This window comes from Curtobacterium sp. VKM Ac-1395 (genome assembly GCF_015350975.1).
Taxonomy (GTDB): domain Bacteria; phylum Actinomycetota; class Actinomycetes; order Actinomycetales; family Microbacteriaceae; genus Curtobacterium.
On sequence record NZ_JADKRX010000005.1, the window covers coordinates 1 to 20,784 of the forward strand.

Annotated in this window: 18 protein-coding genes; 3 read left to right on the plus strand and 15 right to left on the minus strand. The window is 70.1% G+C overall.

Annotation, left to right across the window (positions count from 1 at the left end; translation table 11 throughout):
• Positions 1-421: 421 nt before the first annotated feature.
• The 13 genes from ITJ68_RS13565 to otsA all read right to left on the minus strand — a co-directional run bounded on the left by ITJ68_RS13565 (position 422) and on the right by otsA (position 15,212).
• Positions 422-1,192, minus strand: a complete 771-nt coding sequence (locus tag ITJ68_RS13565; protein WP_194661863.1) for a fumarylacetoacetate hydrolase family protein — start codon at positions 1,190-1,192, stop codon at positions 422-424.
• Positions 1,193-1,222: 30 nt separating this feature from the next.
• Complete coding sequence (locus ITJ68_RS13570) at positions 1,223-2,347, minus strand: branched-chain amino acid aminotransferase (RefSeq protein ID WP_194661865.1); 1,125 nt, start codon at positions 2,345-2,347, stop codon at positions 1,223-1,225.
• 15 nt (positions 2,348-2,362) lie between these two features.
• Positions 2,363-3,430 carry a 3-isopropylmalate dehydrogenase gene (locus ITJ68_RS13575; protein WP_194661867.1) on the minus strand — a complete coding sequence of 356 codons (1,068 nt, stop codon included), beginning with the start codon at positions 3,428-3,430 and terminating at the stop codon, positions 2,363-2,365.
• 8 nt (positions 3,431-3,438) lie between these two features.
• Positions 3,439-5,028: a phosphoglycerate dehydrogenase gene (serA, locus tag ITJ68_RS13580; RefSeq protein WP_194661869.1), complete on the minus strand. Its 1,590-nt coding sequence runs from the start codon at positions 5,026-5,028 to the stop codon at positions 3,439-3,441.
• Positions 5,029-5,184: 156 nt separating this feature from the next.
• Positions 5,185-5,565 carry a hypothetical protein gene (locus tag ITJ68_RS13585; protein ID WP_194661872.1) on the minus strand — a complete coding sequence of 127 codons (381 nt, stop codon included), beginning with the start codon at positions 5,563-5,565 and terminating at the stop codon, positions 5,185-5,187.
• Complete coding sequence (locus tag ITJ68_RS13590) at positions 5,562-6,026, minus strand: hypothetical protein (protein WP_194661874.1); 465 nt, start codon at positions 6,024-6,026, stop codon at positions 5,562-5,564. The genes ITJ68_RS13585 and ITJ68_RS13590 overlap by 4 nt, the downstream gene beginning before the upstream one ends.
• Positions 6,027-6,088: 62 nt before the next feature.
• Complete coding sequence (locus ITJ68_RS13595) at positions 6,089-7,279, minus strand: mannitol-1-phosphate 5-dehydrogenase (protein ID WP_194661876.1); 1,191 nt, start codon at positions 7,277-7,279, stop codon at positions 6,089-6,091.
• A 223-nt stretch (positions 7,280-7,502) separates the two neighbouring features.
• Positions 7,503-8,528 carry a ketol-acid reductoisomerase gene (gene ilvC / locus ITJ68_RS13600; protein WP_071271342.1) on the minus strand — a complete coding sequence of 342 codons (1,026 nt, stop codon included), beginning with the start codon at positions 8,526-8,528 and terminating at the stop codon, positions 7,503-7,505.
• 46 nt (positions 8,529-8,574) lie between these two features.
• Positions 8,575-9,075: an acetolactate synthase small subunit gene (gene ilvN, locus ITJ68_RS13605; protein WP_071271345.1), complete on the minus strand. Its 501-nt coding sequence runs from the start codon at positions 9,073-9,075 to the stop codon at positions 8,575-8,577.
• Positions 9,072-10,895: an acetolactate synthase large subunit gene (locus tag ITJ68_RS13610; RefSeq protein ID WP_194661878.1), complete on the minus strand. Its 1,824-nt coding sequence runs from the start codon at positions 10,893-10,895 to the stop codon at positions 9,072-9,074. Before ITJ68_RS13610 ends, ilvN begins: the two co-directional genes overlap by 4 nt.
• Before the next feature lie 46 nt (positions 10,896-10,941).
• Complete coding sequence (gene ilvD, locus ITJ68_RS13615) at positions 10,942-12,636, minus strand: dihydroxy-acid dehydratase (RefSeq protein WP_194661880.1); 1,695 nt, start codon at positions 12,634-12,636, stop codon at positions 10,942-10,944.
• Between the two features lie 196 nt (positions 12,637-12,832).
• Entirely contained in the window at positions 12,833-13,627 is a 795-nt protein-coding gene (gene otsB, locus ITJ68_RS13620) for a trehalose-phosphatase (protein ID WP_194661890.1), read from the minus strand.
• Positions 13,620-15,212 (minus strand): alpha,alpha-trehalose-phosphate synthase (UDP-forming), encoded by a 1,593-nt coding sequence (otsA, locus tag ITJ68_RS13625; RefSeq protein ID WP_194661891.1) that lies wholly within the window; start codon positions 15,210-15,212, stop codon positions 13,620-13,622. Before otsA ends, otsB begins: the two co-directional genes overlap by 8 nt.
• A 120-nt stretch (positions 15,213-15,332) precedes the next feature.
• Here otsA and ITJ68_RS13630 point away from each other — a divergent pair, with 120 nt between their 5' ends.
• Complete coding sequence (locus ITJ68_RS13630) at positions 15,333-16,304, plus strand: magnesium transporter CorA family protein (RefSeq protein WP_194661892.1); 972 nt, start codon at positions 15,333-15,335, stop codon at positions 16,302-16,304.
• A gap of 33 nt (positions 16,305-16,337) precedes the next feature.
• Here the strand turns inward: ITJ68_RS13630 and ITJ68_RS13635 are convergent, their stop codons facing one another.
• On the minus strand, positions 16,338-17,489 hold the full coding sequence (locus tag ITJ68_RS13635) for an SLC13 family permease (RefSeq protein WP_194661893.1): 1,152 nt from the start codon (positions 17,487-17,489) through the stop codon (positions 16,338-16,340).
• Between the two features lie 101 nt (positions 17,490-17,590).
• Between ITJ68_RS13635 and ITJ68_RS13640 the strand changes: the two genes are divergently transcribed.
• Positions 17,591-17,782, plus strand: a complete 192-nt coding sequence (locus tag ITJ68_RS13640) for a hypothetical protein (RefSeq protein ID WP_071271369.1) — start codon at positions 17,591-17,593, stop codon at positions 17,780-17,782.
• Between the two features lie 77 nt (positions 17,783-17,859).
• On the opposite strand, the gene ITJ68_RS13645 is transcribed toward ITJ68_RS13640, so the two are convergent.
• Positions 17,860-19,032, minus strand: a complete 1,173-nt coding sequence (locus ITJ68_RS13645; protein WP_194661894.1) for a mechanosensitive ion channel family protein — start codon at positions 19,030-19,032, stop codon at positions 17,860-17,862.
• A 153-nt stretch (positions 19,033-19,185) separates the two neighbouring features.
• Here ITJ68_RS13645 and ITJ68_RS13650 point away from each other — a divergent pair, with 153 nt between their 5' ends.
• Positions 19,186-20,739 (plus strand): amino acid permease, encoded by a 1,554-nt coding sequence (locus tag ITJ68_RS13650; RefSeq protein WP_194661897.1) that lies wholly within the window; start codon positions 19,186-19,188, stop codon positions 20,737-20,739.
• The last annotated feature ends 45 nt before the right edge of the window (positions 20,740-20,784 follow it).

The window sequence follows — 20,784 nt, forward strand, 5'->3', positions numbered from 1 at the left end:
GAGCAAGCTCGGCGACGAGGTCAATAAATTGGCATTGACAATGTGCACGCTGTTGAGTTCTCAAGGACCAGACGCACCGGACTTCTTCCCTTTGCAGGATGCCCGTCCAGGCAACTTCGGTACTGTACCACTACTTCAGTGGCGGTCATGATGACCGGCTTCATTGGAGTGGGTGGTCCCGCTTGAGGCCGACGTGATCCGGACTGCGTCTCCCGGGGCTCTCGCTCCGGTGACCGTCTCGGCGTTCCCGCCGCACCTTTGGGGTGACGAGTAAGAACATTACGGACGATCCGCCGATTGGGCAAACCGAGCCCGCACGACGGCGTGTCGCCCGGAACGACGCGGATCGCGCCCCGGGGACGACCGAAGGCCCGACATCCGGGTGGACGTCGGGCCCTCGAGACCATGCGGTCGGGGTCGTTCAGCGGCGTGCGATGACCGGGTTCTTCAGCGTGCCGATCCCGGAGATGGTGACCTCGACGACTTCGCCGTCCTGGATCTCGCCGACACCCGCGGGCGTGCCGGTCAGGATCACGTCGCCGGGCAGCAGCGTCCAGATCGCCGACACGAACTCGATGAGCGACGGGATGTCGTGGACCATCTCGCTCGTCGAGGCCACCTGCCGCAGGTCACCGTCGACGCGGGTCTCGAGTCGGACGTCCGACGGGTCGAGTTCGGTCTCGATGACTGGTCCGAGCGGGCAGAACGTGTCGAAGCCCTTCGCGCGGGCCCACTGACCATCGCGCGCCTGCAGGTCTCGGGCGGTGACGTCGTTCGCGATCGTGTACCCGAGGATCACGCTGGCGAAGTCCTCGCGCTTGACGTTCTTCGCGAGGGAGCCGATCACGATGGCGAGCTCGCCCTCGTGGTCGACGCGACCGATGCCCTCGGGCAGGCGGATCGGTTCGTCCGGGCCGATCACCGAGGTGTTCGGCTTGAGGAACACCACGGGGTCGTCACCTGACACGTCGTCCATCTCGGCTTCGTGCTCGGCGTAGTTGAGCCCGACGCCGATGACCTTCGACCGTGGGATCACCGGGGCGAGGAGCTTGACGTCCGACAGTGGCACCCGCTCCCCCGTCGTCTCGAACCCCTGGTACATCGGGTCCCCCGCGAGCACCACCAGAGCGCGCTCGTCGAGGATGCCGTACCGGGGGTCTTCACCCTTGCTGCTGAACCGTGCGATCTTCACGCTTCGACCCTACCGACGTCCGTGCCGCGATCAGGACGCGTCGGTCAGCTTGGTCATCCACCCGTGCGGGTCGGGACGACGGCCGGACTGGATGTCGGTCAGTTCCTCGCGGAGGGACATGGTGAGTTCGCCGGCCCCCACGGTCGGCGAACCGATCGTGAAGCCCTCGCCGCGGAGCTCGGCGATCGGGGTCACCACCGCGGCAGTGCCGCACGCGAAGGCCTCGGTGATCGAGCCGTCCGTCACGCCGTCGCGCCACTCGTCGAGCGTCACCCGTCGACGTTCCACCCGCAGACCGCGGTCCTCTGCCAGCTGCAGGATCGAGTCGCGCGTGATGCCCTCGAGGATCGAGGGCGAGTCGGGCGTCACCAGGGTGCCGTCGGCCTTGACGAGCACGACGTTCATGCCGCCGAGCTCCTCGAGGTAGCGCCCCTCTTCGGAGTCGAGGAACATCACCTGCTGGCAACCGTGCTCGTAGGCCTCTTGCTGCGGGAGCAGGGACGCGGCGTAGTTGCCACCCGTCTTCGCCGCACCCGTGCCGCCGCGGCCGGCGCGGGCGTAGTTCGTGGAGAGCCAGATCGACACGGGCTTCGGGCCCGAGGTGAAGTACGCACCCGCCGGGCTGGCGATGCAGTGGTACGCCACGGCCTGGGCAGCGCGGACCCCGAGGAAGGACTCCGTCGCGATCATGAACGGCCGCAGGTACAGGCTGGTCTCCGGAGCCGACGGCACCCAGTCCACGTCGGTCTTGACGAGCTGCCGGATCGACTCCACGAAGGCCTCGACCGGGAGCTCCGGCAGCGCCAGGCGCCGGGCCGAGCGCTGGAAGCGTCGGGCGTTCGCGTCCGGGCGGAACGTCCACACGGACCCGTCGGGGTGCCGGTAGGCCTTGAGCCCCTCGAAGATCTCCTGCGCGTAGTGCAGGACGCTGGCGCTCGGGTCGAGCGACAGCGGTCCGTACGGGTGGATGGAGGCGTCGTGCCAACCGTCGTCGACCGTCCACTCGATGGTGGCCATGTGGTCGGTGAAGTGCTTGCCGAACCCGGGGTCCGCGAGGATGCCCTCGCGTTCGGCCTCTGCACGACGCTTCGCCGACGGGGTGGTGGAGAACTCGAGTCCGAAGACCGAGTCGTCGCTGCCGGTGTCGCTGCTCATCGGTGTGGCTCCTTCTCAGGCGGTTCTGGTGCGTGCGGTGACCGCGCTGACGACGGCGTCGCCGATCTCGGTCGTGCTCCGCTCGGATGTGCCCCGGTCGGCCAGGTCGGCCTCCACCGCAGCCGTCACGATCGCTGCCAGGTCCGCGCGACCGATGTGGTCGAGCAGCAGGGCGACGGAGAGGACGGCGGCCGTGGGGTCGGCCTTCTGCTGACCCGCGATGTCCGGCGCGGACCCGTGCACCGGCTCGAACATGCTGGGGAAGGTGCCGTCCGGGTTGATGTTGCCCGAGGCCGCCAGCCCGATGCCGCCGCTGATCGCGCCGGCCAGGTCGGTGATGATGTCGCCGAACAGGTTGTCGGTGACGATGACGTCGAAGCGACCGGGGTCGCGCACCATGTGGATCGTGACGGCGTCCACGTGCTGGTAGTCGACGGTGACGTCGGGGTGCTCCTGCGCCACGGCGTCGACGGTGCGCTGCCAGAGGGACCCGGCGTGCACCAGCACGTTGGTCTTGTGCACGAGCGTCAGGTGCTTGCGCTCGCGCCGGCTGGCGAGGTCGAACGCGTAGCGGACGGTGCGCTCGACCCCGTGCGCGGTGTTCAGCGAGACCTCGGTCGCGATCTCGTGCGGCGTGCCGACGCGGATCGCTCCCCCGTTGCCGACGTAGGGCCCCTCGGTGCCCTCGCGCACCACCACGAAGTCGACGGTGCCGGGCGCCGCGAGCGGCGAGGCCACGGAGTCGTGGACCTTGGTCGGACGCAGGTTGACGTAGTGGTCGAACGCGAAGCGGAGCCGCAGCAGCAACCCGCGCTCGATGATCCCGCCGGCGAGCCGGGGGTCGCGCGGGTCCCCGCCGACGGCGCCGAGCAGGATCGCGTCATGCGTGGCCAGGGCGTCGAGGTCGTCCTGCGTCAGGATCTCGCCGGTCTCGAGGTAGCGGGTCGCACCGAGGGCGAAGGGGGTCTCCTGGATGACCAGGTCGTCCGGGGCGACGGCGTGCAGGACCCGGAGGGCCTGGTCCACGACCTCGGGACCGATGCCGTCGCCGCGGATGACCGCGAGCTGGAGTGTCTGCGTCATGCCGGCTCCTAGAGCGTGATGTCGATCTCGCGGAGCGAGGAGGCGTCGATCGTCGAACGGACGTGCTCGAGGATCTCCGCGGGCACGGGCGAGTCCACGGTCAGGACGCTCAGGGCCTGTCCGCCGGCGGCCTGGCGCGCGATCTGCATGGCGGCGATGTTGATGCCGGCCTCGCCGAACTCCTTGCCGTAGACCGCGACGATGCCCGGGCGGTCGGTGTAGTCCATGACGACGTGGTGCTTGTCGAGCGCGACCTCGACGTCGTAGCCGTTGATCTCGACGAGCTTCTCGACCTGCTTCGGCCCGGTCAGGGTGCCCGAGACGCTGATCGCGGGCCCGTCGGACTGGGCACCGCGGATCGTCAGCACGTTGCGGTACTCGGTGCTGTCGGTGTCCGTGATGAGCCGGACGGAGACCCCGCGCTGCTCCGCGATCAGCGGGGCGTTGACGTAGGAGACCTGGTCGCTCACGACGTCGGTGAAGACGCCCTTCAGCGCCGCGAGCTTCAGCACGCTGACGTCGAAGCCGGCGAGCTCGCCGTGGACCTCGACGTCGATGCTGGTGACCGGCGACGTGGCGAGCGCGGTGAAGACCTGCCCGAGCTTCTCGACCAGGGGGATCCCCGGGCGGACGTAGGGGTCGATGACGCCACCGGCGACGTTGACGGCGTCGGGGACGAGCTCCCCGCCGAGGGCCAGCCGCACGGACCGGGCGACCGAGACGCCCGCCTTCTCCTGGGCTTCGTCGGTCGAGGCGCCGAGGTGCGGCGTGACGACGACGTTCGGCAGTGCGAGCAGCGGCGAGTCGGTCGGGGGCTCGGTGACGAAGACGTCGAGGCCGGCGCCGGCGATCTGCCCCGCGGTCAGTGCCCGGTGCAGGGCGTCCTCGTCGATCAGGCCGCCGCGGGCGACGTTCACGACGAACGCGGTCGGCTTCATGACCGCGAACTGGTCGTCGGAGATCATCCCGAGGGTCTCGGGGGTCTTCGGCATGTGGATCGTGACGAAGTCGGCACGGCGGAGGAGGTCGTCGAGCGAGACGAGCTCGACGCCGAGCTGCTGGGCGCGGGCCGTGGTGACGTAGGGGTCGTACGCGATGACCGAGACGCCGAAGGCCTGCAGCCGCTGCGTGATGAGGGCACCGATGCGACCGAGGCCGATGATGCCGACGGTCTTCTCGTAGAGCTCGACGCCGGTGTACGCGGACCGCTTCCACGCGCCCGCCGCCAGCGACGCGTGCGCTGCCGGGATGTGGCGCGCGAGCGAGAGGATGTGGCCGACCGTGAGCTCGGCCGCCGAGATGATGTTCGACGTCGGGGCGTTCACGACCATCACACCGGCGGTGGTGGCCGCCTTGATGTCGACGTTGTCGAGGCCGACGCCGGCGCGGGCGACGACCTTGAGGTTCGGTGCCGCGGCGATGGCCTCGGCGTCGACCTTGGTGGCTGAACGCACCAGGACGGCGTGCGCGTCGGCGAGGGAGGCCAGGAGTGCGGCACGGTCGGTGCCGTCCACGTTCCGGATCTCGAAGTCGGGCCCGAGGGCGTCGACTGTGGCGGGCGAGAGTTCTTCGGCGATCAGGACGACCGGCTTCGGCACAGCTGTTTCCTCACACGAGACGGGCGGTGTCCGCCCATCGTATCGACGCCGACGGGCGCGTTACGACCGTGGGTGGGGGCCTGTGGAGAACCGCATGACGAAACGGGAGGCCCATGGCGGCGCCGCCACGGGCCTCGTGTCCGTCGACCGGTCGGGTCAGGACCCGATGCGGAGCGTGCTGCCGACGTACTGCAGCAGGGTGAACCAGAGCGCGGACACCGCGCAGAGCGCGGCGACGAAGACCACGACCGTGCGGACGACGTCCATCCGACGGGAGACGACCCAGGCGGCGACGAACGCGACCGGCGCGATGGCGACGTCGATGACGAGCGCGACCCACGGCGTGGAGGTCTCGAGGCCGGTGCCGCCGTTCTTGTGGACGAAGGCGTTGAAGTCCGCGACGGACTTGGACACCCCGACGAAGTTGCCGACGGCCTGCCACGTCACGTACGCCAGGCACAGGGCGGCGACGACCCAGACCACGACCTTGCCGGGGGTGGCGACGACGCGGCGCCGGTCGGTGTCCGCGGCGGTCACCCGAAGCTCCTGGTCATGATGAAGGGCCACGGGATGAGGACGAGCGCCCCGATGAGCAGCCAGGTGAACCGGGTGCGGTTGCGGCTGCCCTGCCCGAGCCAGAGGGTGGCGGCGAACCAGAACGCCGGCGCCATGATCGCGAGGACGCGCATGACCTCGGACACGATGCCGGCGACACCCGTGCCGGTGATGGTCAGCAGGCTGGCGCTGACGAGCCAGGCGACCGTGTAGAGCAGGTAGACACCACCGAAGACGCCCATGCCGACGAGGGCCCCGGACCCGAGTGGCTGCTCCACGTCGGACTCCCGACGCGCGCGGACACGCACCGGGTTGTGCGCGGCGTCGACGTGGGTGGCGTCGGCGGCGTCTCCCCAGGAGAGCGCGTCGTCGTCGTCGTGGTCGACGGCCGGGTCCGGCGGGGACGCGGCGGCGCCGTCGTGTGCGGGAGGTGCCGGGGTCATGCCCTCGATCCTACGAGAGGCCGCGGACAGCCGTGGACCGTGCGGGGCGTCCTGTGGACGGGTCAGACGTCCGCTGCCTCGGTCTGCAGGACCTCGGCGACCACGTCGCGCACCGCCGGGAACAGCGGGTGGCTCTCCATCAGTCCGGTGAGGATCTCGGTGAGGGCGTGCGCCGTCGCACCGGAGCGGAGCAGGGCGTGCAGCTCGATCGACTCGGGGTCGTCCTGGTCGTCGAAGGCGAGCGCCACGCGGACCGCGCCGACCAGGTGCTCGACGGGCATCCCGCGCTCGGCGAGCTGCGCGGCCGGACCGATGAACCGTTCGCGGCGACCGAGCTTGCGGAGCGGGTTCCGCCCGACGCGCGCGGTGGTGTCCGGCAGGTGCGGGTTCGCGATCCTGGACAGGTTCGCGGCGACGTAGCGGGCGTGGTCCGCGCGGTCGAAGCCGTGCTTGGCGACGAGCAGCTCGGTGGTCTCCGCGAGGACGCCGTCCACCGCCGCGCGCACCGTGGGGTCCTCGAGGGCTTCGCGGATGAGCCGGATCCCCCGGACGTAGCCGTGGTAGGCGGCCGTGGCGTGGGCGGTGTTGACCGTGTAGAGCTTCCGCTCGACGAACGGCTGCAGGTCGTCGACCCAGGTGACGCCGTCGATCGCGGGCGGTTCGGCGTCGGTGCCGGCGAACGGTGTGCGTTCGATGACCCACTCGTAGAAGGGCTCGAGCACGACGTCCAGGCCGCCGAGCTGACCGAGGACGCCGGACTGGTCGGGGACGATCCGGTCGATCGCGCAGTTGGCGAAGACCGCGGCGACGACCCGGTCCTCGAGCACCGGGGCGCGACGGATGCTGGCGTGCAGCGAGTCGGTGGCGTTGTAGGCGTTCTCGCACGCCACGATCGTGACGACGCCGGCCTCGGCCGGCCGTGCCGCGAGGCCCTCGGCGATGATCGGTGCGACGAGCGGCAGCGTGCGGGCGCCGACGGCGGTGGTGACGACGTCCGCCTCGGCGATCGCCTGGACGACCCGGGCGCGGTCGGACTTGCTGCTGAGTGCCCGGAAGCCGTGCACGACGTGCTCGACGGGGGCTTCGCCCACCTCGTGGACGACGAAGCGGCCGGCTTCGTTGAGTGCGGAGACCACACGTTCGTCGACGTCGACGAAGGTGAGTTCGTAGCCGCTCGCCACGAGGAACTGGCCCACGAACCCGCGCCCGATCTTGCCGGCGCCGATGTGGACCGCTCGCTTCGTCACCGCCATCGAACGATCATCCCATGCTGGTCGGGCCGGTCCTGCCACGTGGCGCGGGGACCGCCCAGCGAGGAGGAGCGGCGGTGCTCGACGCCCTGGGCAGGGGCGGAGGGACGCCTGTGCGTGGCGCCGGGGGTGGTGGAGAAGGGCTTCATGTCGTTCGGGTCACATCGAGAGGCGGCGGTGCACGGGTGCACACCGCCGCCTCGTCGTCGAGTGGTTCTCGGGAAGACTACCGCGCGGCCGAACCGTCGACGTAGTCGGAGTCCGACTGCTTCCATGCGAACAGCTTGCGGAGCTCGCGGCCGGTGGCCTCGATCGGGTGGCCCTCGCCCTTCTCGCGCAGGGCCTTGAACTCCGGTGCGCCGGCGTCCTGGTCGTCGATGAAGCGCTTCGCGAAGGCACCGTTCTGGATGTCCGCGAGCACCGCCTTCATGTTCTCCTTGACCTCGGGCGAGATCACGCGGGGACCGGAGACGTAGTCACCGAACTCGGCCGTGTCGGAGATCGACCAGCGCTGCTTGGTGAGGCCGCCCTCCCAGATCAGGTCGACGATGAGCTTGAGCTCGTGCAGGACCTCGAAGTACGCGATCTGCGGCTGGTAGCCCGCCTCGACCAGGGTCTCGAAGCCGTACTGGATGAGCTGCGACGTGCCACCGCAGAGGACGGCCTGCTCGCCGAACAGGTCGGTCTCGGTCTCCTCGGTGAAGGTCGTCTTGATGCCGCCGGAGCGCAGGCCGCCGATGGCCTTCGCGTAGGACCAGGCGAGGTCCCAGGCGCTGCCGGACGAGTCGACCTCGACGGCGACGATCACGGGGACGCCGCGGCCGGCCTCGTACTCACGGCGCACGGTGTGACCCGGGCCCTTCGGGGCGACGAGGGTGACGTCGACGCCGGCGGGCGCCTCGATGTAGCCGTAGCGGATGTTGAAGCCGTGGCCGAAGACGAGCGTGGCGCCCGGCTGCAGGTTCGGCTCGATGTCGTCCTTGTAGACGATGCGCTGGACCTGGTCGGGCGCGAGGATCACGATGACGTCGGCCCACTTGGTGGCCTCGGCGGGCGTGTGCACCTCGAAGCCGGCCTCCTCGGCCTTCTGGCGGCTCTTGGAGCCCTCCTGCAGACCGATCTTCACCTCGACGCCGGAGTCGCGGAGGTTGAGGGCGTGGGCGTGGCCCTGCGAGCCGTAGCCGATGACCGCGACCTTCTTGCCCTGGATGAGCGTCAGGTCGGCGTCGGCGTCGTACACGATGTCAGTCACGGTGTGGTTCTCCTGGGTCGGTGTTCGTGCGGGTACGTGGCGGTGCTCAGCGCACCCGGTCGGTGATGCTCTTCGGTCCGCGGCCCATGCCGAGGAGACCCGCGCGGGCGAGCTCCTTGATGCCGTAGGGCTCGAGCACGCGGAGGATCGCCTGGATCTTGCCGGGGTCACCGGTCACCTCGACGATGAGCGAGTCGTTCGCGACGTCGACGACCTGGGCACGGAACAGGGTCACTGCTTCGAGCACGGCCGAGCGCGTCTGGTTGTCGACACGGACCTTCACGAGCATGTGCTCGCGCTGGACCGACTGTGGGAAGTCGAGTTCGACGATCTTGATGACGTTGACGAGCTTGTTGAGCTGCTTGGTCACCTGTTCGAGCGGCAGGTCCTCGACGTCGACGACGACCGTGATGCGGGACAGGCCCTCCACCTCGGTGTTGCCCACGGCGAGGGACTCGATGTTGAAGCCCCGTCGGGCGAACAGCCCGGCGACGCGCGTCAGCAGGCCGGGCTTGTCCTCCACCAGGAGGGACAGGACGTGGCTCATGCGGGTTCTCCCGTCATGTCGGCGTCCTCGTCGTCCCAGGTGGGCGCGAGTTCGCGGGCGTACTCGATGGAGGAGTTGCCGGTCCCCTGCGGGACCATCGGCCACACCATGGAGTCGCGGCTGACGACGAAGTCGATGACGACCGGGCGGTCGTTCGTGTCGAGCGCGAGCTGGATGGCGGCGTCGACCTCGTCGGCCTTCTCGACGCGGATGCCGAGGGCACCGTACGCGTCGGCGAGCTTCACGAAGTCGGGGATCCGCTTGGTGCCGTGGCCCGTCTGCAGGTCGGTGAACGAGTGGCGTCCGTCGTAGAACAGCGTCTGCCACTGCCGCACCATGCCGAGCGACGAGTTGTTGATGATCGCGACCTTGATCGGGATGTCGTTGATGACGCAGGTCGCGAGTTCCTGGTTGGTCATCTGGAAGCAGCCGTCGCCGTCGATCGCCCAGACGACACGGTCGGGCTGGGCCACCTTGGCGCCCATCGCGGCCGGCACCGAGTAGCCCATCGTGCCGGCACCGCCGGAGTTGAGCCAGGCGTTCGGCCGCTCGTACTGGATGAACTGCGCTGACCACATCTGGTGCTGGCCGACCCCGGAGGCGAAGACGCCCTCGGGTCCGGTCATCTCGCCGATCCGCTTGATGATCGCCTGCGGGGCGAGGAGCCCGTCGGTCGGTTCGGTGTAGCCGAGCGGGAAGTCGGTCCGCAGCTGCTCGAGGTGTGCCCACCAGTCGGAGGTCGATGCACGGTCGTCGACCGGCACGTCGGACCACGCCGCGGTGAGGTCGACCAGGACCTCCTTCGCGTCCCCGACGATCGGGACGTCCGCGTACCGGATCTTCGAGATCTCGGCGGGGTCGATGTCGACGTGGACGACCTTGGCACCCGGGGCGAAGTCGTCGACCTTGCCCGTGACGCGGTCGTCGAACCGGGCACCGAGCGCGATGATCAGGTCGCTCTCCTGCAGCCCGAGCACCGCCGGCACCGTGCCGTGCATGCCCGGCATGCCGAGGTGCTGCGCGTGCGAGTCCGGGAAGGCGCCGCGCGCCATCAGCGTCGTGACGACGGGGGCACCGGTGGCCTCGGCGAACGCGAGGAGCTCCTTCGACGCACCGGAGCGGATGACGCCGCCGCCGACGTAGAGCACCGGGCGGGAGGACGACGCGAGCAGCTGTGCCGCCGCGGTGATCTGCTTGCCGTGGGCCTTCGTGACCGGGCGGTAGCCGGGCAGGTCGACCTTGGGCGGCCAGACGTACGGAGCCGACTTCTGCTGGGCGTCCTTGGTGATGTCGACGAGCACCGGGCCGGGTCGGCCCGTCGTGGCGATCTGGTAGGCCGCCGCGATCGTCGCGGGGACGTCCTCGGGCTTCGTCACCAGGAACGAGTGCTTCGTGATCGGCATCGTGATGCCGACGATGTCGGCCTCCTGGAACGCGTCGGTGCCCATCAGCGTCGAGAACACCTGACCGGTGATCGCGATGAACGGCACCGAGTCCATGTAGGCGTCAGCGATGGCGGTGACGAGGTTCGTCGCACCGGGGCCGGACGTGGCGATGGCGACGCCGACCTTGCCGGACGAGGACGCGTAGCCCTCGGCGGCGTGCCCGGCGCCCTGCTCGTGCCGGACCAGGATGTGGCGGATCGTCCCCGACGCCATGAGCTCGTCGTAGAACGGGATGATCGCGCCGCCGGGCAGCCCGAAGACGTCGGTGATCCCGAGGTGCTCGAGGGACCGCAGGACGGCCCCCGAGCCGGTGAGGACCTCCGGCGTGCGACGCGCTCCGGTGGCCGCGGACAGCGGTGTTGCTTCCGTGGGCATGTGGGGTTTCCTGCCTGGAGAGGTGGCGGTGATGCGGGTGTCGACGCTAGCCCGTGACCGCGCCGGTGGCGGCGGACTGGACGAGCTTGGCGTACTTCGCGAGGACTCCGCGGGTGTAGCGCGGGGGCAGCGGCGCCCAGCCGTCACGGCGGGCCTCCAGCTCGGCGGCGTCGACCAGTAGGTCGAGCGTCCGAGCCGCGATGTCGACACGGATGCGGTCGCCATCGCGCACGAAGGCGACGGGACCTGCGTCCACTGCCTCCGGTGCGATGTGGCCGATGCAGAGGCCGGTTGTGCCGCCTGAGAATCGACCGTCGGTCAAGAGTAGTACATCCTTGCCGAGGCCCGCGCCCTTGATGGCCGCCGTGATGGCGAGCATCTCGCGCATGCCGGGGCCGCCCTTCGGGCCCTCGTAGCGGATGACGACGACGTCGCCCTTGTGGATCCGGCCCTCGGTCAGGGCGTCCATGGCGGAGCGTTCGCGGTCGAACACCCGCGCGGGACCCTCGAAGACCTCGGCGTCGAAGCCGGCCGTCTTCACGACCGCACCCTCGGGAGCGAACGAGCCCTGCAGGATCGTCAGGCCGCCGGTGGCGTGGATCGGGTTGTCGAGCGTGCGGAAGACCTTGCCGTCGAGCTCCGGCGGGTCGATCTCGGCGAGGTTCTCCGCGACGGTCTTGCCCGTCACGGTCATGCACTCGCCGTGCAGCAGGCCGGCGTCGAGCAACGCCTTCATGATCACCGGGATGCCGCCGTTGCGGTCCACGTCGAGCATGACGTACTTGCCGAAGGGCTTCATGTCGGCCAGGTGCGGGACCTTCGAGCCGATGCGGTTGAAGTCGTCGAGGGTGAGCTCGACCTCGGCCTCGTGCGCGATCGCGAGCAGGTGCAGCACGACGTTGGTCGAGCCTCCGAGGGCCATGGCGACGGCGATGGCGTTCTCGAACGCCTCCTTCGTCAGGATCTGGCGCGCGGTGATGCCGAGCCGGAGCATGTTCACGACGGCCTCGCCGGAACGGTGCGCGTAGTAGTCACGGCGACGGTCGGCGCTGGGCGGCGCGGCCGAGCCGGGCAGCGACATCCCGAGGGCCTCGGCGACGGACGCCATCGTGTTGGCCGTGTACATCCCGCCGCAGGCGCCTTCGCCCGGGACGATCGCACACTCGATCTTCTTGAGCTCTTCTTCGCTCATGGTGCCGGCCTTGCACGCACCGACGCCCTCGAAGGAGTCGATGATCGTGACTTCCTTCATCGAGCCGTCGGCCTGCTTGACGTAGCCCGGCATGACCGAGCCGGCGTAGAGGAAGACGCTCGCGAGGTCGAGGCGGGCCGCGGCCATGAGCATGCCCGGCAGCGACTTGTCGCAGCCGGCGAGCAGCACGGTGCCGTCGAGGCGCTCGGCGTTGACGACCGTCTCGACGCTGTCCGCGATGACCTCACGCGAGACGAGGGAGAAGTGCATGCCCTCGTGGCCCATGGAGATGCCGTCCGAGACGGAGATGGTCCCGAACTGCAGCGGGTAGCCGCCCCCGCCGTGGACGCCTTCCTTGGCGCCCTGGGCGAGTCGGTCGAGGGACAGGTTGCACGGGGTGATCTCGTTCCAGGACGAGGCGATGCCGATCTGCGGCTTCTCCCAGTCCTCGTCGCCCATCCCGACGGCCCGCAGCATGCCACGCGAGGTGGTTGCTTCGATCCCGTCGGTGACGACCCGGCTCCGCGGCTTCACGTCGATGTCAGGCATGCGCTGAGTCTAGGACGGATTGGGATACCAGCGGCGCACGTCCATGCATCCGCATGTTGCGACGGGCGGACGGGAGCTCGCGAAACACCGGTGTCCGGCGTTCGAACCGCGCCGACACGCGGCGTGGTCGCTGAACACCGGTGTCTTGCTGGAAAGGCGGGCGGGCGGGGCGGACGGGAGGCTCGGCTCGGCCTGGTCAGCGCACCGCACGCAGGCGGGCGAGCTGCTTCAGGACATCGGTCAGCGCCGCCGGGTCGGCGACGCGGAAACCGGCGAGCGTGTCGCCCTCCCCCACCTTCACGCCGACGTCGCCGTCGCCGAGCACGCGGAAGGCGTCCTCGTCGGTGACGTCGTCGCCGGCGAAGAAGACGGCGTCCGATCCGCGGAGGTCGCGGAGCCGGGCGATCGCGTCGCCCTTCGTGACGTGCCGGACGGCGAACTCGAGGATGTCCTTGCCGCCGCGCTCGAGCACGTCGGCGTCGGCCTCGTGCGCAGCCGCACTCGCCGCCGCGTCCACCTCGGCGGCGACCTCGGCGCTGACCCGGCGCGTGTGGACCCCGTGCCCGGCGGGCTTGTGCTCGATGACGACACCCGGGAACCGCTCGCCGACCGCGTCGAGCGCCGCACCGACCCGGGCGACCCGCTGCTGTTCGTCCTCGGTCAGGGCGTCCTCGGCGTGACCGTCGACCCGCCACTCGACGCCGTGCGAGCCGACGAGCGCCATGTCCGCCGGCGCCTGCGTGACCGCCGCGAGGCTGTCGAGCGGCCGACCGGAGACGAGCACCACCTCGGTGTCCTTCGCCCGCTGCAGGGTGAGCACGGCGGCCCAGCTGCCGGGCAGGGCCCCGACGTGGCCGGGGTCGTCGGCGAACGGCGCCAGGGTGCCGTCGAAGTCCAGGGCGACCAGGAGACGCGGAGCGTCGCCGAGGCCCGCCAGGGCCGCTGTGAGCGCCGACCCGTCGACGGTGGTGTCAGTGGTCTCGTCACGCATCACGGGCCTCCCGGGTGTCCTCTGCTGCACGCGCCTTCTGGGCGTCCTGGTCGAAGATCGACATGCCGTCGGTCTGGGCTTCGCGGTGGCGGTCGGCCGGCTCCGTCGCCGACGCGTCGATCCGCGCGTTGCGCGGGGCATGCCGGTCGAGCGCCTCGAGGAACGACCGCGACCAGCGGGCCACGTCGTTGTCGCGGACCCGCTTGCGGAGCGCGCGCATGCGGGTGGAGCGCTCGCGGCGGGGCATCTCGATCGCCCGCTCGACGGCGTCCTTCATGGCGCCGATGTCGTGCGGGTTGATGATGACCGCCTGTTTCAGCTCGTCGGCGGCACCGGCGAACTCCGAGAGGATCAGCACGCCGTCGTTGTCGAAGCGCGTCGCGACGTACTCCTTGGCGACGAGGTTCATGCCGTCCCGGAGCGCGGTCACGAGCATGATGTCGGCGGCCAGGTAGAGCGCGACCATCTCCTCGCGGGGGTAGCCGTGGTGCAGGTACGAGATCGGCTGGTGGCCGATGGTGCCGAGGTCGCCGTTGATCCGACCGACGCTCAGCTCGATCTCGTCGCGCAGGGTGCGGTACGTGTCGACGCGCTCGCGGCTCGGGCTGGCGACCTGCACGAGGGTGGCGTCCTCGACCCGGATGCGGCCGTCCTCGATCAGCTCGCCGAACGCCTTGATGCGGTGCCGGATGCCCTTGGTGTAGTCGAGTCGGTCGACCCCGAGCAGCACGGTCTTCGGGTTGCCGAGTCCGGCGCGGATCTCACGGGCGCGCTCCTGCACCTCGGGCTTCCTGGCGATGTCCTCGAAGCTCTCGGCGTCGATCGAGATCGGGAAGTGGCGGGCCTCGACGTGGCGCACGGTGATGCCCTTGCGGCTGCGAGGAGCCGCCGGGTCGTCCACGGGGACGTCGATCGTCGTGCCCTTGGTCGTGTAGCCCTTGATGTGGCGGACCGCTCGGAGGAAGTCGCTGGCGTCGTCCTGGCGCTGGAACCCGATCACGTCGGCGCCGAGCAGGCCGTCGAGGATCTGGGCGCGCCACGGCAGCTGCGCGTAGATGCCGACGGGCGGGAACGGGATGTGGTTGAAGAACCCGATCGTGACGTCGGGACGGAGCTCCCGCAGCAGCGCCGGCACGAGCTGCAGCTGGTAGTCCTGCACCCAGACGATGCCGTCCTGCTCGACGATGTCGGCGATCTGCTCCGCGAAGCGCTTGTTCACGCTCTTGTACGCGTTCCACCAGTCGCGGTGGTAGCTCGGGTGCTCGATGACGTCGTGGTAGAGCGGCCAGAGGGTGTCGTTGCTGAAGCCCTCGTAGTAGTCCTGCACGTCGCTCGCGCTGAGCGGGACGGGGACGATGTGGATGCCCTCGTTGTCGAAGGGGTCGACGTCGACGTCGGGCTGGCCGACCCAGCCGACCCAGGCGCCGTCGTTGGCGCGCATGACCGGCTCGAGTGCGGTGACGAGGCCACCGGGAGAGTGCCGCCAGCCCTCGTTGCCGTCCTCGTCGACGACGCGGTCCACGGGGAGACGGTTGCTGGCGACGACGAAGGAGTACTTGGTGGACGAAGGATGCGGAGCTGACACGCCACCGAAACTACCAGCGTGCCGGTCCCCCGCTCCCGGAAGCGGAACCTGAGCAGACTGCGCGACAGGGCCGGTCGTCCCGGTCCCGACGCGCAGTCGACGCTCACTAGGCTCTGGCGCATGGTCAGCACTCGCTCGTGGCGGAATGGTTCGGACGCGGAGCGGGACTTCCCCGTCGACCGTGTCTCGGACCTGGTCGCCGACGAGGACGCCTTCGTCTGGATCGACTACACGGACCCGTCGGCGACCGACCTCCGCCAGGTCGAGGAGGAGCTCGGCATCCACGCGCTCGCCGTCGAGGACGCCGTCGAACACGGACAGCGTCCGAAGCTCGACCGGTACCGCGACAGCCTGTTCCTGGTCGTCTACGACGTGCACGGTCGGGACGCCGAGGGCGAGCTCGTCACGCGCGAGGTCAAGGCCTTCGTGACGAAGCGGGCCCTCGTGACGATCCACGGCGCGGACGTCGACATCGCCGCGGTCGAGCGCCGGCTCGCGTCGAACGCCGACATGGCCGAGCACGGGGTGCCGTGGCTCGTGTGGGCGCTCCTCGACGCCGTCGTCGACCACGCCACCGCCGTGGTCGAGCAGATCGAGCAGGACATCGACGCGCTCGAGGACGACCTGTTCGAGCACGGCGACCCCCGTGAGCAGCAGATCCAGCGCCGGTCGTTCCGGTTGCGCAAGGCGCTCGGGGTGCTGCGGCGGCAGGTCGTCCCGACGAAGGACAGCGTCGCGTCGCTCCTGCACGGGGACGCGGAGACCATCGTCAACGGCATCCGCCCGTACTTCCGCGACGTCGAGGACCACCTGGTCTCCATCGCGGACTCGGTCGACCAGCTCCGCGACGCCGTGGGCAGCGTGCTCGACACGAACCTCAACCTGGCGTCGAACCGGCAGAACACCGTGATGAAGAAGGTGACGAGCTGGGCGGCGATCATCGCCATCCCGACCGCGATCACCGGGTTCTTCGGGCAGAACGTGACGTTCCCCGGCGAGGGCCACTGGAGCGGGCTGTTCGCGTCCGTGGCGCTCATCATCGTGACGTCGCTGCTGCTGTACCGGTCGTTCAAGCACCGCGACTGGCTGTAGCCCGAGGCGCGCGCACGGGCACCCCCGCCGTCGCTACAGCCGCAGCGCGAGGATCCCGGCGACGACCGTGAGCGGCGCGACGACGCAGCCGAGCGCCATGTAGCGCCCCCACGACAGGTGCACGCCCTCGGCGCTGAGCCGCGCGTGCCACAGCAGCGTCGCCAGCGAGGCCCACGGAGTGATGAGGCAGCCCGCGTTCACGCCGATGAGGAGCGCGGCGTACCGCAGGGCCTCGTGCCCCGCCGAGGGCTCGAGCACCAGGTAGGCGGGCAGGTTGTCGATCACGTTGGCGGACACCGCACCGGCACCGCCGAGCAGGAGCAGCGAGCCGGTGCCGGTGCCGCCGGAGACGGCCTGCACGAGCGGGTCGGTGATGCCCGTCGTGTGCAGGGTCTCGACGACGACGAACAGCCCGGCGGCGAACACGAGCGTCGACCACGGCACCCGCGAGGGCTTCAGCTCGGACGGCGCCCGGAAGGCGGCGACCACGACGAGCAGGACCGCCGCGGCCAGTGCGGCGACCCACACGGTCACGCCGACGGTCAGGGCGATGACGAGCGCCACGAGGACGGCCGACGCCGCCCCGAAGAACACCGGGTCAGCGGGCCGGCGCACCTCGACCGGGGTGTACCGGCCGAAGAGCTTGCCGCGGAACACCACGAGCAGCACGGCGCACGGCACGACGACCCCGGCGAGCGCCGCCCAGACCATCAGGCCGGCGAAGGGCAGCGGGCCGTCGAGCCCGATGCGGTCGACGGCGAGCAGGTTCGTCAGGTTCGACACGGGCAGCAGGAGCGAGGCCGTGTTCGCCAGCCACACGGTGGTCAGCGCGAACGGCATCGGCGGGAGCCCCACCCGGCGTGCGAGCGCGATGACGATCGGGGTGAGGAGCACGGCGGTGGTGTCGATGGACAGGAACACGGTGCAGACCACGGCGAGGACGACGACCGCGCCCCACAGCCCGATGGTCCGGCCGCCGCCGATGCGCGCGGCGACGTCGGCCAGGCGGTCGAACACGCCGGCGTCCGCGGCGAGCTCCGAGACGATCGTGAGCCCGAGGACGAACCCGAGGACGGGCAGGACCCGGGCGGCGAGCTCCCCGAGGTCGGTGAGCGGCAGCAGCCCGAGGGCCACGCACACGGCCCCGGCGACGAGCAGGGCGGCTCCGATGACGGCTTGGCGCACGGTGGTTCTCCTCGCGGTGGTGAGCCGGAGGTGCCTGTGCGCCCGGCGGCGTTCCAATGTACCCACCGGTAGCGTTGACCCGACGACAACAGGAGGCATCTGTGCGCAAGTTCATGTTCAACGGTGCGGTGTGGAGTTCCCTCATCAGCGGCTACAGCGTTCTGCAGACCACCCGTCAGGGGCCCAGGGACTGGCGTCTCGCCCTGACCTGGGTGGCGTGGATCTCGACGACGATCGTCGCCATCGGCACGGTCGTCGAGGACGACCGCGCAGTGCGCTCGCGTCAGCCGTGAGCTGACGTCCCCACGGGACGCGGCAGGTGGCCCGGTGCCAGCTGGCACCGGGCCTCCTGTCGCGTCCGGGGTCGCCGCTACCGCTCCGGTGGGACGTCCGACGCCCGGATGTCCGATGTCTGGATCGGGCCGGTGAAGAGCGCCGCGCGCTCGTCCCCCTCGCCGAAGAGCGACGCGTCGCCCTCCGACGACCGGCTGCGCCGCCGGGCGGGGGCGGCAGGCTCGGCGAGCTGCACGCGCTGGACCGGGAGCGCGTCCGGGTGGGTGCGCTGCAGCCAGTCGACCATCTCCTCGCGGACGTAGCAGCGCAGGTCGAACAGGCCACCGGCGTCCGGTGCGGTCACCAGGATGCGCACGCGCACCATCCCGCCGACCGCGTCCGTGACCTGGAGCACCTTGGTGCGGCGGTCCCAGATCGTCGAGGTCTCGAGGATGCGGTCGAGCTCCGTGCGCATCTCCGCCGGGCTGACCCGCCAGTCCAGGTCGAACTCGACGGCGCCGAGGAGCTCGCTGCTCGTGCGGGTCCAGTTCTCGAACGGCGTCGACGTGAAGTACGTCGACGGCAGCACGAAGCGGCGGTCGTCCCAGAGGTGGACGACGACGTACGTCAGGGTGATCTCCTCGATGCGGCCCCACTGCTGCTCGACCACGACGACGTCGTCCACGCGGATCGACCCGGAGAACGCCAGCTGCATGCCAGCGAAGACGTTGCCGAGCGTCGACTGCGCGGCGAGGCCGGCGATCACCGAGATGAGCCCGGCCGAGGCGAGGACGCTCGCGCCGGCGGCCTCGACCCCGGGGAACGTCAGGAGGATCGCGCCGACGCCGATGATCACGAGCACCGCGACGGTGAGCCGGCGGAGGATGAGCACCTGCGTGCGGATCCGACGGGCGACCCGGTTGTCCGGGACGTCGACGCGGTACTTGTGCAGCCCGAGGCTCTCGAGGAACACCGCGAGCACACACGCGAGCCACGTGCCGACGCCGATGGTGGCGACGAGGAAGACGTGGGAGACGGCGTCGCGCCAGGGGTACCGGTCGGTGTCGGGGATCGTGGAGGCGAACGCCACCCAGAGCAGGGCGACGAGCAGCATCGTCCTGGTGGCGTGGCGGGAGCGTCGGGACAGCGAGGCGGCCCAGCGCTCACGACGGCCGAGTGCCCGGAAGACCAGGTGCAGGACGAGCGCGACGACGGCGGTCACGAGGAGGGCGGACCCGACCGCGACCAAGAGGCGGATGAGGATGTCCATCCGACCATCGTGGCAACGCCGCTCGCGCGCCGTCCAGCCGACGGACAGCCCCGGGATGGGGTCGTGTGCGATGTCGGCAGGCTGGTGGACAGGACCCAGCCCGTTCGGAGGTGGATGTGATGCATCGGCCCGATCCGCCTGTAGCGTGTCGGCATGACAGCGCAGAACGACACCGGGGTGGACCGTGCGCCCGCCAACGACTTCTCGCACGAGCAGGAGGGCTACCAGCACGGGCTGAAGCCCAGGCAGCTCCAGATGATCGCGATCGGCGGGGCGATCGGCACCGGGCTCTTCCTGGGTGCCGGTGGACGGCTGCACACCGCCGGGCCCGCCCTGGCCGTGGTGTACCTGATCGCCGGCGTGTTCGCGTTCTTCATCCTCCGGGCCCTCGGCGAGCTCGTCCTGCACCGCCCGTCCTCCGGGTCGTTCATCTCCTACGCCCGCGAGTTCTACGGCGAGAAGTTCGCCTACGCCGCCGGCTGGATGTACTTCCTCAACTGGGCGATGACCTCGATCGTCGACACCACCGCCGTCGCCCTGTACCTGCAGTACTGGCGGGCCTTCACCGCGGCACCGCAGTGGTTGCTGGCGCTCATCGCGCTGATCGTCGTCCTGGCGGCGAACATGGTGGCGGTCAAGGTCTTCGGTGAGCTGGAGTTCTGGTTCGCCATCATCAAGGTCGTCGCCCTGGTGGCGTTCCTCGTCGTGGCACTGGTCTGGCTGATCTTCGCGTTCCCGGTCGAGACCGGCGGCGAGGCGGTCCGCACCGGGTTCTCGATCTGGCAGGACAACGGCGGTCTGATCCCGAACGGCCTGCTGCCCGCCGTGCTGGTGGTGCAGGGCGTCGTCTTCGCGTACGCCGCGATCGAGCTCGTCGGCACCGCGTCCGGCGAGACCCAGGACACCGAGAAGGTCATCCCCCGCGCCATCAACTCCGTCGTCCTCCGCATCGCCGTGTTCTACGTCGGCTCGGTCGTGCTCCTCTCGCTCCTGCTCCCGTACACGTCGTACAAGGAGGGCCAGAGCCCGTTCGTGACGTTCTTCTCGTCGCTCGGCAACCCGCAGGTCGGGGTGGTCGTCGGCTCGATCATGAACTTCGTCGTCCTGACCGCCGCGCTGTCCTCGCTCAACGCCGGGCTGTACTCGACCGGACGCGCCCTGCACTCGATGGGCATGAACGGGTCGGCGCCGAAGTGGACGACGAAGATGACCAAGGGCGGCGTGCCGTTCGCGGGCATCCTGCTGACGGCCGCGTTCACGGTCGCCGGTGTGGCCCTGAACTACTTCGTCCCGAGCCAGGCGTTCGAGATCGCCCTGAACGTCGCCAGCCTCGGGATCATCACCGCGTGGGGCACGATCATCCTCTGCCAGATGAAGCTGCGGCAGTGGGCGAAGCAGGGCCTGGCGAAGGAACCGTCGTTCAAGCTGCCCGGTGCACCCGTCACCTCGTGGCTGACCCTGGCGTTCCTGGTGTCGGTGCTCGTGCTGATGGCGATCGACTGGCCGGTCGGCACCCTCACCATCGCCTCGCTCGTGATCATCATCCCGCTGCTCGTCGTCGGGTGGTTCCTGCAGCGCGACCGGATCCTCCGCATCGCCTCGCTCCGCGAGGGCGTCACCGGCCCCTACCCGATCACCGGCCGCGACCCGGCGAACCAGGTCCGCCGCGGCGACACCGACACGGACGGGGACGACTCCCACTCCTGATGCTTGTCCGCGCAACGCGACGAGCATCCTCGTGACACCGAGAGG